This window comes from Carboxylicivirga sp. (genome assembly GCF_982718395.1).
Window position 1 is genome coordinate 1 of sequence record NZ_CEXQWX010000180.1, and the last position, 11,775, is coordinate 11,775.

The following is an 11,775-nucleotide window of genomic DNA, read 5'->3' on the forward strand; positions in this document are numbered from 1 at the left end:
AGTTGGCTAGAGCGTTTGACTGGCAGTCAAAAGGTCAGCGGTTCGATTCCGCTATTCTCCACGAAACCTTGCATCAAGAAGATGCAAGGTTTTTTATTATCTGCTTTTACTTAATGCATCTAACACCTGTTGGTCAAGACCATATATGTCTTTGTAAAAACTGATGCGTCCGTCATGCTTATTGTCGTCACAGGTCATGTATATAATAACGACCGGCATCTGTTTATTAAGGAATACGGTTGTTGTTTCTTTAGTTGCCACTATCTCATTTATTTGTTCCAGGCTATATTTCTGATCGTTTAATAACAAATGGGCTAATTGTAAAGGATTCTCAACACGAATACAACCGTGGCTAAACGCTCTCTCTGATCTGTTAAATAATGACTTTGAAGGGGTATCATGCAGATAGACTGCATAAGGGTTGCTGAAAATGAATTTGACTTTGCCTAATGCATTACTTGGACCAGGCTGTTGTGTAATTGAAAAAGGAAAGTAATCGATCGAATACTGACTAAAATCAGTGGTTTCAGGATTAATCTGCTTATTGCCTTTCCAAAGAACCATATTTCTATCCTGAAGAAATTTCTTGTCTGATTTTAATTGAGGTAAAATTTCTTCACTTACAATTGAGAAAGGAATGCGCCAGCTGGGGTTAAAAACGAGGTAACTGATTTGAGAACTAAAAGTCGGAGTTTGTTTGTGATCTTTCCCAACGACAACACGGCAATAATATGTCATTTTATTGCTTTTTACTACATGTAAGTAAAAACTCGCAATGTTGATTAAGATATAGTCATCCGGCAACTTGTGGTTCAACCACCTGATTCGGTCCATATTCACTCTTAAAATATCTAATCGTTCAGGGATGGAGATATTAAGTGCTTCATATGTTTTTTCACCGACTATGCCATCTGAATCAATGCCATTTAATATTTGAAAGTCTTTAACTACCTCCTCCAATTGTTGGTCAAATACATTATCGACAGACAAAGAAGAGTAAGCATTGGCAACCAAATGTTGTTTTAGTAATTCTACCTCAGGAATTGTATCACCTAATTTTAATGAAAATCCGGGGTATTTTAGTTTCACAAGGTGACCGCCGCGATGATAAATGGAGTAGTATTTGGCAAAAAGATTCTTGAATTCATTGTAAATCTTTAGCTTAGGACGAGAGGCATCAATCCACTTTTTTAATGTGTTATTTGATAAGTGAGTTCGCAATGATTGAATAAGTGTATCTGCTTCTGTTGTAATACAATCTTGCCAATTGGGCTTTAAACTATTTTGATTAACCTTGCCTTTAGCTAAATGCATCCTGTATGTAAGAATAGCCTCTGTCATAATAATATCAGCGACTGCTTTATTGAATGATCTGCTGGGTTTACTTCTATGCTTGGTAATATTGTTTCTGATGTATTCAACATGATAATCATACGGATTCAGTCCATCTAGATATGCTTCTTCAATTATTGATAACAGGTCGTGTCTGTTTTGCTCATTTTGCCACAAAAGATCATAGCCACTATGTTCATACGCGGATATTAAAACCTGACTAGAGTAAACTTTTTGTCCCTTAAGTTTTACAGATTGGTTTTTTTGAAGATTATTGATAATTCTGTATAGATACTTGTTGATCTGGACGGCGTTAGCCATGTTGGAATTAGGAGATTTATCTATGCATGCAGATGCACAGATACAGTCAATACCTGTTCCAAACAATAGTATTAAGCTAATGCAGATCAAAAAGAGTTTCATATCCCAACTAATTGCTTGAGATATTAATTTAGTGAAAATTTCAATTTAATACAGTAGATTTTTTTAGATAGCTCTTCATAGGTGAGTAGATAAACAGCAAGCTACCATCTTTTATTTTGTTGATGACAAATTGATAGTTGTCAGCGGGTATAGCAGGGCAGCCGAAGCTTCTGCCAAGGCGACCATGTTTTTTTATAAATGTTTCTTCAGCGTAATTTGCTTTATGAATGACAATATGTCTTTTTCTGGCCATATCATTAATTCCATTTTCCAATCCATCGAGTTTTAACGATAAGCCATGCTTGCCATAGTAAGTCTCGCCTGTTTTAAAAAAACCTAAACTACTTTGGTTGCTGTGAATGATATTGGAAAATTTTTTGGCGTTCAGCATGCCGCTGTTTTTTCCGTGAGCCACATAATTCTGGTATATTATTTCACGTTTATTGATATCAATCAGGTAAAAACGTTTACTTGTTGACGGTTGACTGAAATCAATCAAAGTAATAATGTTGTTTTTTATTGATATAGAGTCTTTTAGCTTTATCCAGCCGTGATAGGCAAGATCAAATGCCTCATAGGATAGTGAAGGATTCCCAATTTCATGATAAAGCTGCTGCGATATATTTATTTCTTCAACTTCTTCGTGAGAAACAGTAGCCGGATTGTTAATCGACCAAAACAGGATAATAAAAGTATAGATCATTCAAACATCACTTAATTCAACAACAAAATATAATCTAAGACCTCTGATAAAAAATTAAGCGCAAATGTATAAGTAATTGTACAACAAACAATACTAATTACTTTTCTTTACATTAATTTTCTAAATATTAGGTTTCGTCCCCATTTGATGTTAACTACGAATGAAATACAAAATGGTTATGATTCAACTAAGTTTAATGTTCAGAATTATAACTTCTTATTCGCCTGATTATTGAAAATATTAAAGTTGAAGAGCAATTATCTCAGGAATATGGTGGGTTGCTCACCTTCAACATTTCTTCGAACGGAAAGTTCTTTTATGATATTTTCTTTTTCTTCGTTTGAATATTTAGACCAGTTTCCTGCTTCGTCAATGGTTCTTCTGCATCCGAAACAAATACCTTTGCTGTCATATTGACAAACGCTTATACATGGAGATGGAATGTCTTTCATACTTTTTTATTGACTATAACATCATGGTAAAAATATGGTTCAGTTATATTTCGAGAGAGATTAAATAATTATGAATTTTGATTGAGTTGATGAATTAAATGTTTCGAGCATTTCATAGGCTGAATGGTTTACTATAACTTTGCACGCTATGGCAGATAATTCTGGCAAAATATTAAGAAGCATTCGCCCTGGACGTATTACCTTTCCAATCATTATTGGTTTGGGGGTAACTGGTTATTTTTTATATAAAGAGTTTGATCCTTCGGTATTAGACTACTTTTCCTTTACGCTTCAGTCATTATTCTGGTTTTTTATATCTTTTTTGATGATGGCTATTCGAGACTTCGGATACATGGTCAGGATTCGATTACTTACAAACAATCAATTAAACTGGCGGAAAGCTTTTAATACCATTATGCTATGGGAGTTTACTTCAGCCATAACACCATCAGCCATTGGGGGAACGAGTGTTGCGATTTTCTTTATAAACAAAGAAGGGGTGAAATTAGGAAGGAGTACTGCTGTTGTAATGGTTACTTCATTTCTGGATGAGTTATATTTCATACTTACATTCCCATTGATACTGTTATTCATTGGACGCACAGATATTTTTGCTTTTGGCGATAGTGTTTTAGAAGGTTTACCATGGTATAAGAATCAGTTCTTTATGTTCGCTTTGACTGGGTATTTTCTGAAGCTGGCCTATACTGTTGTTATCAGTTATGGTTTGTTTTTCAATCCCCGCGGACTAAAATGGTTGCTATTATGGATTTTTAAGCTACCAATTATTCGACGTTGGAGACCACAGGCAAATGAATCAGGCTCAGATTTGATCTCAACATCAGAGGAGTTTAAACGTTGGCCATTGATAAATTGGTTAAAAGCTTTTGCCGCTACCGCACTAAGCTGGACGGCCCGATATTGGATTGTAAATACCCTAATTTTGGCATTTTTTGGTTTTCAATTACTAGGATGGAATGATCATATTCTCATTTTCGGGAAACAACTTGTTATGTGGATCATGATGTTGGTAAGCCCAACTCCAGGGGGAAGTGGCTTTGCCGAATGGGTATTCAAAGAATTTCTGTCCAATATGGTACCAGTCGGAACAGGAATGGCTATGGCCTTTATGTGGCGCCTTGTTAGCTACTATCCTTATTTGGTCATTGGAGCCTTTGTTGTCCCCAAATGGATACGAAAACACTTCATTAGTGCGTAATTCGATTTGATAAACATGTAGATTTTAGTGATAAACGACTGTTTATCGATAAGGCGATTCACTAACTTGCTCATTGTTAAAAGTGTAAAGATGCCTCATGCAAAATATATACTCACCCTTGTATGCCTAGCATTGTTCGTTAGCGGATGTCGACAAAAACAGAAGCAACGCATCAAGAAAATTAGTGAGCCACCCAAGGAACTTATCATATACTGTGAAAACACCATGTTAAATATGGTGGTTGATTTAAAAAGCACGTTCGAGCAGCAGTTTAAATGTAGTGTTACAATCCAGAATGATTGTTCCAAAAATTTGATGGGAATTATTAACTACTCTACCAAAGGTGACATCTATATACCTTCATCGAGCCATAGTTTTGAGATTTTTGAGCAGAACACTGGTTGTCGTTTAACAGATTCTTTGTTTTTGGGATATAACCACTTGGTTTATATGGTTAAAAAAGGAAATCCAAAGGGTTTTAATGGTAATGCATCACTATTGAAGAAAAAAGGGAAATATGCGATCATTATGGCAAATCCGGAAACAAGTTCTTTGGGATACGAGACTAAGGCTTTTCTGGAGAAGCAACAAGCTTATAATTCTGTTTCGAAAAGTGTTGTTTCATTAACTTCTGATTCCAAAGGCCTGGTAAAGGGATTAAAAGGTGATCAGGCCGATATTGCTCTAAACTGGAAAAGTAATATAAAAGTTAATGGAAATGTCGATTACATTGAAATTGTCAATCCAAAATCCCTACATAATAACGCGGTTCCAATTTATGCAGCTCTTATGTCCTGTAGTTCCGAGCCTGTTTTAGCACGTGCTTTTCTTGATCTGGCTTCAAAAGAGTTGAGTGATTCAACATTAAGTCATTATGGATTCTCGAAAAGGCCGACCATTATTTTTTAAATTACTGCTAAAATTCTATTTTTAGGAAAAATCTTTTCTGTGAATAAAAGCAATAAAAGAAGTAAGCTATCATATTTCAGAGAACCAATAATTAATAAGCTATACTTATTATTGGCTATATTTCTTTTGACCATTGCAACGATTCTTATTATTGAAAACTACTTTGACCGATCATTTTCTTCAAAATATAGGAGTTCAATTGAAAATCAGGAAAAGTTATTGAAGTTAGAGAATCTGCTTAATCAAAGTTTACTAAAGCTCAACCTGGCTTTTAAATCATACGCATCAATAAACCTTGTAAAAGCGCTTGAAAATAATGATGAGGAGATTGAGGAGCTGACACGGAAAAGTAAGGCAATACTTAATGTGATCGATCAAGGTGGAATTATAGAAGATGTTCGACCTGTTAAGGATTACTCAAAAGACTCTATAACAATCCGAATCACTTACCTGGAGGATGATTATACTGGTTCAATCTCAGAAGTTAGCGAGCTGATTCCGATAATTGATGATCTGTATAACCAATCTACCCGTATATCTGATCAGGTATTAAAAAATATAACGGTACATGCCGGTAGTAATGAGCACCTGAAAAGTAATGTAGAACAACTTATTAAAGGTGCTGAACCAGAATTTGATCGCATGTTGGAGATTGAGAATACAATCGCTTATGAGATCAACAAACGATTAGTTAGCCTAAATAATAAAGGGATTAATGTATTAAGCCGTTATAACAAGTTAAAGTATACCTCACTGATATTTTTTACTTTATTCGTTATTTTGCTTACTTACTTTCTGCTATCTCAAATTCGTAATGTTATTCTTTATCGGAAGAAGGCTGAGGAAAATAACAAGAAATTGATTCAGGCAGTTGAGCAAAGCCCTATTTCTATCATGATTACCGATACCCAAGGTAACGTAGAATACGTTAATAAAGGTTTTAAATCATTGGATAGCTACTCGAAAAGTGAGCTGGAAAGTGGAAATACTAACTTTTTTAAGCTTCAAAATAAAAAGAACGAATTAGCCGATGTACTTTGGCAAACAATACAAGAGGGAAGGGTTTGGCAAGGTGAGATATCCAGCACTAAGGATGATGGGAGCATATATTGGGAGAAAGTTTTGATTTCGCCGGTTTTAAGCAAAGACAAAACCATCTCAAACTATGTGGCAATCAAAGAGGATACAACTGAGAAAAAGTTGTTGACAGAGTCACTTAAGGAGTCTAATAAGGCTCTTTCGACCATAACTGATAATTTACCGGTGGGCGTGATGATTGTGGATAATAATAAGCAGATTATCCAGATCAATAAGACAGCCTCAAAAATTATGGGTTTTGGAAACAGTGAAAAGGCATTGGCTCATCTAACCAATAGTTCATACGATGAACTGTTTAGTACTAACAAAAAGGAAGAGTATAGGGATGAGCAAACAGGAGTAAATGTTGCTTCATTGGAGGAGCGGCTGGAAATCAAAGAGAATAATATTTCACGAGAGATATTAAAGAATATCATTCCCATCTCCCTGGAACAAAAAGAAGTATTCCTTGAGGCCTTTATGGATATTAGTGCACAGAAGGAAATCCAGAAGAAAGAAGCTGAATCAAATAAAGCAAAGTCAGAATTTCTGGCCAATATGAGCCATGAAATTCGAACACCTATGAATGGTATAATCGGAGCAACAGAGCTATTAGCTAAAACACGATTGAGTAAGGAGCAAAAGAATGTTGTTTCCATCATTGGCCGCTCATGTGATAACCTCCTTAATATTATCAACGACATCCTTGATTTCTCTAAAATTGAGGCAGGAAAAATGAAGATTGAATCTTATGCGTTTAACCTTCGTTCTACGGTTGATTACCTGATGGATCAAATGTCTTTCCGATCGCTTGAGAAAGGTATTGAGATACTGAATGATGTAGAGGATACCATACCACCATTTTTAATAGGAGATGAGAGTCGTCTGATTCAGGTATTGGTCAATCTGATGGGAAATGCTGTTAAATTTACATCTGAAGGAGAAGTAGTTCTAAAGGTTGAGATTGAGCAACAAAAGGGTACCAATGTGGTGCTTCACTTCTCGGTAGAAGATTCAGGAATTGGAATTCCTAAAAATAAGTTAGAAAAAATATTTGAATCATTTACTCAGGCCGATGGATCAACAACCCGTAAGTTCGGAGGAACAGGATTAGGAACAAGTATCTCCAAAATGCTGGTTGAGCTGATGGGAGGTAAGATATGGGTTGAAAGTCCAAACCCTAACTTTATGTGGTCGAAAGAGAATCCTGGTTCAGTATTTCATTTTACTCTGCCTTTCGTTATTGATAAAAACCATAAGACACTAGAACTAAACACTGAGCAGTTTGCACATGTTAACACCTTGATTGTTGATAATCACAAAACCAACCTGTTATTACTGAAGAAAACTTTAAATAACTGGCAAATAAAATCGGAAACAGTTAACGATGAGAAGTCAGCATTAATTCGCCTGGAAGAAGATAAAGGTTATAATCTGATGATTATTGATAGCCATGTGTTTAGTAAGGCAGATGATAAATTCCTTAAAACAGTTAAGCGTAAGCAAAAGAATATCAAAACAATATTGTTCTCATCGGAAAACAGATGGAAAAACACTGAGGAGTTCAATGGTGTTGATGTTGTTTTACAGAAACCGGTAAAACATACTGATTTATTTAACGCGATTGAAAAACTGCTGGTGGAAGGTAAAAATGATATTAACAATGGCGAAGCTCAGGTTGCAGAACTAAAAGAGAGGATCAAAAACAAGCAAATCCTTTTGGTAGAGGATAATATTATTAACCAGAAGATTGCTGAGAAAATGCTTGCACGATTAGGCCTTCAAACAATGATTGCAAATAATGGTCAGGAAGCTGTTGATATGTTGGTGGGAGATGTAAAGGATAAGATTGACTTGGTGTTTATGGATGTGCAGATGCCTGTTTTGAATGGTTTAGATGCAACCAAAAAATTACGTGAGGAAAAGCTGGAATTACCTATTATTGCTATGACTGCCAATGCCCTTAAGGGTGATAGGGAAATATGTATTGAGGCCGGAATGAATGACTATATAGGGAAACCAGTTAAGATGGACGATCTCGAAAACATAATCGATAAATGGCTATAGAACCGTGTATTTTCCGTTTAACACTACCGCATCCAGTTTCATGTTTTTAGCTGATTTAATGGCTCCTGATTCATTGTAAACAATTGGTTCACCACGTACATTAAAAGAAGTATTAATTAGCGCTTTAATACCATATTTTTCATCTAAGTGGGAGAGAAGAGCAAAAAGATATGGATTGTCATTGCGCTGAACAGTTTGAATTCGTGAGGTACCATCCACGTGAACAACACCTTCTATCTCTTTTCGTTTGTCTGTAGCAATATCAAAATCAAGTAACATGTACTTAGCCAGGTGGTGAATTTGCTCTTTATTGGTAAAATATTGTGCGTTTTTTTTCAGCATAATAGGAGCGACAGGGCGATACCATTCCCGTTTTTTATGAGTCATACTCACTTTATCTGCTAAAGCTTTTGAGTTTGCCAGGGCGAGTATTGATCGATTACCAAGTGCCCGTGGACCAATTTCACCCGCATCATTACATACGGCAACTATCTTTTTTTGTGAAAGAGCCATTGCACAAGCTTCTATATCTTCGGAGTTGAATTGGCATGTGTCTGATTTCAGTTTCCAATTGTTAAGATAAGGTGAATGGCTAACTGATTCACCATGCTTTTGCCATTCAATAAATGCTGCAGCACCTAGTGAAAGACCACTATCCTCAGTGCAAGGTGGGATAAAAACATCTTTAAATAAACCGGATTCAACAATTTGAGTGTTGGCTACAATATTCAGGGCTGACCCGCCCGAATAATACAAATACTCCGAATTAAATTCGGATTGCAGTTCCTTAAGTTTGTTATACAATTCTCTTTGAAAGATCCCTTGCATGGTGGCAATGACATCTTGTAGGAAAGGATTGTCCTGATTCAAATGCTGAATGTCAAGGCCGAAAACCTTTTTAACAGCTTCAAAAAAACTGGCTTTACTTCTCCATATATCGGAGAAATAGTTGTTTTCTATTAACCATTGTTCAACGTCATAACAATAACTTCCATAGGCTGCCAGCCCCATCATCTTACCCGGTACACTATTCTGATCTTTTTGTTTTGCCCCAATGATGCCAAATACCAATGCATTAGCATTAAATAATCCTGATAAATACTTGAAGTCCCAATGGTGTTCAATCGCCTCAAGTTGATTATTCCGATAGGTAAAAACTGAAAAGTTACTAAGACTTCCACCACCGTCGAAATGAACTAACAGGCTATTTTCTTTGAAAGAGCCATAAAAGGGTAAACAGGCGCCAATGTGCGCCAGTTCATGATTAAGAACATAAGCCTCTTTTTCCTGATTAAGCCACCAGCAACGCCCTTTTTCGGCAGTGATATTAAGTGTGTTATTTAAAGGTCCTTCAAAACGAAAACGACCACATGACGAGATAAAACTTCTACCAACTACATTATCCACAAATACCAGATCATAATCAGTATTTTTAAGCAAGCCTCCATCTTTTAATAGCGAATAGATTGATTCGTGCAATTTGTTGTCATGTTTTTGACGACTTAGTCTTTCTAGGGTGAGGTGTTGTAATACTTTTCCCTCGTGCATTAAGGTCATTGCATGATCGTGCACATAAAAAGGAGTTGAACTATTGATTCGGTCTTGTATACCGTATATAGCTAGTGTAGGCTTTGAAATGTTCATTATTGATCAAATGAGAAACTGGGCAGCAATGGTACACGCTATTAAAATATAAAATAATACTTCTTGCAGTATACGTCGGCGTATCAGTGCCAGAAAACGTCCAACGACGATGGATGCACCAATGGCCCATATCGGCATGACTTCAAGTGAATAATAGGGTGTAATTGCAGCTACTACGCATAACACGATCAGCCAGATAAATATCCGGTAATGTTTACGTGTGATAATTTTAATGGCCGGTAATGTTCTTACCACCGATAAAATGGATATGAATACAAGGAATATTAATATGCCATTATATACCTGTGAATAAATTGTATGCTTATAAAAGGCTATTGGGGATACAAAGTTTTCAAATACCGTTTCGAGGAAGGTAGCAGACTGATCAAACCAAAAATAATAGCCAAAGGCAAACAAGTAAGGAAGTGTGAGTCCGATTATAGAAGCCAGTAAACTTCGCATATTCATCAGGCGAAGTATAAACATAACCATCCATAAAAGAACAATGAAATATATTCCTTTTGCATAAAAAAGCGTTCCCAGCGATAACCAGAATGATGCTTCAAAGCACCAGGTCATTGGTTTACGTTGACCCGAGGCAGCAAATAGCCTTTCTGTTGCCAATATGAGTAATGGTGTAAACATCCAAACCGGATGAAGTTTTTGAGCCATCAGGTAACCACTGACTAACAGCATATAAACAAAGCCAGGAATATTTGTCTGACCGTTAAACAATGCATAGCGGTTCGTGATCCGGTTAATACTCAGCATCATTATAAGCGCAATAAACATACTAATTAACGAAGCCAGCAGATGATGCCCCTTCAGTGAATTAATCACCAGATCCCATAAAGGCATTGGATTATTATCGTATGGAAAACTTGGCGATTGATCAAACAGAAGCGTATTAAGCCAAAAGCCTATCAGCAACAATGGCATCAAGGCTAAGGCGACAATATCATTTCTATTTGTAGTTCGGAACAGCATGTGATTTATAGATCGAATCCGATATCAGAGCGGAAATATTTACCTTCAAAATTTATCTTCTGAGCATTTTCGAATGATTTCTTTAAGGCTTCTTCCTTGTTTGATCCATAGGCTGTCAAAGCAATAACCCTTCCGCCAGACGTAACGACTTGTCCATCTTTATCTGAGGTTCCGGCATGGAATACAAGTCCGTCTTTGATCATATCCAAGCCAGTAATTGCTTTCCCTTTTTCATATGAACCCGGGTAGCCACCAGAAACGCACATAACTGTAGTAGCACTTCTTTCGTCAACTTCAATCACTTTCTTTCTTAGTTCACCAGCTGCAACGGCTTCAAATAACTCAACTAAATCTGATTTTAAGCGGGGAATGACCACTTCTGTTTCCGGATCACCCATGCGCACGTTGTATTCAATAACATAGGGTTCTCCGTCTACACTCATCAATCCAATAAATACAAAACCTTTATATGGAATATTGTCTTCAGCCAAACCATCAACTGTAGGCTTAACGATGCGGTCGTGTACTTTTTTCATGAACACATCATCGGCAAATGGTACCGGAGATACAGCACCCATTCCACCGGTGTTAAGGCCGGTGTCACCTTCGCCGATACGTTTGTAATCTTTTGCCTCAGGCAAAACGACATAGCCATGACCATCCGTTAAAACGAAAACAGATAACTCAATACCACTTAAGAATTCTTCGATGACCACCTTACTCGAAGCATCTCCAAATTTGCCACTTAGCATTTCCTTTAATTCAGCTTCCGCTTCCGCTAAATCGTCAAGAATCAATACGCCTTTACCGGCAGCTAAGCCATCAGCCTTAAGAACATATGGTGCTTTTAAGGTTTTCAGGAAAGAAAGTCCTTCTTCCAAATTATTTTGTGTAACGGATAAATAACTTGCTGTCGGGATCTTATGACGCATCATAAAATCTTTGGCAAACTCTTTACTACC

The 11,775-nt window shown here is 36.6% G+C and carries 9 protein-coding genes; 3 read left to right on the forward strand and 6 right to left on the reverse strand.

Annotation, left to right across the window (positions count from 1 at the left end):
• Window positions 1-96 precede the first annotated feature (96 nt).
• From AC4MRQ_RS21975 to AC4MRQ_RS21985, 3 genes are all read right to left on the reverse strand, one after another.
• On the reverse strand, window positions 97-1,755 hold the full coding sequence (locus AC4MRQ_RS21975) for a L,D-transpeptidase family protein (protein WP_491199876.1): 1,659 nt from the start codon (window positions 1,753-1,755) through the stop codon (window positions 97-99).
• Window positions 1,756-1,795: 40 nt separating this feature from the next.
• Window positions 1,796-2,458: a murein L,D-transpeptidase catalytic domain family protein gene (locus tag AC4MRQ_RS21980; RefSeq protein WP_491199877.1), complete on the reverse strand. Its 663-nt coding sequence runs from the start codon at window positions 2,456-2,458 to the stop codon at window positions 1,796-1,798.
• Between the two features lie 257 nt (window positions 2,459-2,715).
• Window positions 2,716-2,910: a DUF1289 domain-containing protein gene (locus tag AC4MRQ_RS21985; RefSeq protein ID WP_491199878.1), complete on the reverse strand. Its 195-nt coding sequence runs from the start codon at window positions 2,908-2,910 to the stop codon at window positions 2,716-2,718.
• A gap of 148 nt (window positions 2,911-3,058) precedes the next feature.
• Between AC4MRQ_RS21985 and AC4MRQ_RS21990 the strand changes: the two genes are divergently transcribed.
• The 3 genes from AC4MRQ_RS21990 to AC4MRQ_RS22000 all read left to right on the forward strand — a co-directional run bounded on the left by AC4MRQ_RS21990 (window position 3,059) and on the right by AC4MRQ_RS22000 (window position 8,182).
• Complete coding sequence (locus AC4MRQ_RS21990; RefSeq protein ID WP_491199879.1) at window positions 3,059-4,129, forward strand: lysylphosphatidylglycerol synthase transmembrane domain-containing protein; 1,071 nt, start codon at window positions 3,059-3,061, stop codon at window positions 4,127-4,129.
• A 90-nt stretch (window positions 4,130-4,219) separates the two neighbouring features.
• A complete protein-coding gene (locus tag AC4MRQ_RS21995; RefSeq protein ID WP_491199880.1) occupies window positions 4,220-5,038 on the forward strand; it encodes a substrate-binding domain-containing protein in 819 nt (272 codons plus the stop codon).
• Window positions 5,039-5,077: 39 nt separating this feature from the next.
• Complete coding sequence (locus AC4MRQ_RS22000; protein WP_491199881.1) at window positions 5,078-8,182, forward strand: PAS domain-containing hybrid sensor histidine kinase/response regulator; 3,105 nt, start codon at window positions 5,078-5,080, stop codon at window positions 8,180-8,182.
• Here AC4MRQ_RS22000 and AC4MRQ_RS22005 read toward each other — a convergent pair.
• From AC4MRQ_RS22005 to purD, 3 genes are all read right to left on the reverse strand, one after another.
• Window positions 8,177-9,826: a carbamoyltransferase C-terminal domain-containing protein gene (locus AC4MRQ_RS22005; protein WP_491199882.1), complete on the reverse strand. Its 1,650-nt coding sequence runs from the start codon at window positions 9,824-9,826 to the stop codon at window positions 8,177-8,179. The genes AC4MRQ_RS22000 and AC4MRQ_RS22005 overlap by 6 nt on opposite strands.
• A 6-nt stretch (window positions 9,827-9,832) precedes the next feature.
• Window positions 9,833-10,813: a hypothetical protein gene (locus tag AC4MRQ_RS22010; RefSeq protein ID WP_491199883.1), complete on the reverse strand. Its 981-nt coding sequence runs from the start codon at window positions 10,811-10,813 to the stop codon at window positions 9,833-9,835.
• 5 nt (window positions 10,814-10,818) lie between these two features.
• Window positions 10,819-11,775 (reverse strand): phosphoribosylamine--glycine ligase (gene purD / locus AC4MRQ_RS22015; protein WP_491199884.1); only part of this gene is annotated, 957 nt, incomplete at its 5' end.

What these genes read in the sequence shown, in the direction of transcription:
- AC4MRQ_RS21975 (WP_491199876.1), bottom strand. Translation starts at nt 1,755, where the DNA reads ATGAAACTCTTTTTGATCTGCATTAGCTTAATACTATTGTTTGGAACA.
- AC4MRQ_RS21980 (WP_491199877.1), bottom strand. Translation starts at nt 2,458, where the DNA reads ATGATCTATACTTTTATTATCCTGTTTTGGTCGATTAACAATCCGGCT.
- AC4MRQ_RS21985 (WP_491199878.1), bottom strand. Translation starts at nt 2,910, where the DNA reads ATGAAAGACATTCCATCTCCATGTATAAGCGTTTGTCAATATGACAGC.
- AC4MRQ_RS21990 (WP_491199879.1), top strand. Translation starts at nt 3,059, where the DNA reads ATGGCAGATAATTCTGGCAAAATATTAAGAAGCATTCGCCCTGGACGT.
- AC4MRQ_RS21995 (WP_491199880.1), top strand. Translation starts at nt 4,220, where the DNA reads ATGCCTCATGCAAAATATATACTCACCCTTGTATGCCTAGCATTGTTC.
- AC4MRQ_RS22005 (WP_491199882.1), bottom strand. Translation starts at nt 9,826, where the DNA reads ATGAACATTTCAAAGCCTACACTAGCTATATACGGTATACAAGACCGA.
- AC4MRQ_RS22010 (WP_491199883.1), bottom strand. Translation starts at nt 10,813, where the DNA reads ATGCTGTTCCGAACTACAAATAGAAATGATATTGTCGCCTTAGCCTTG.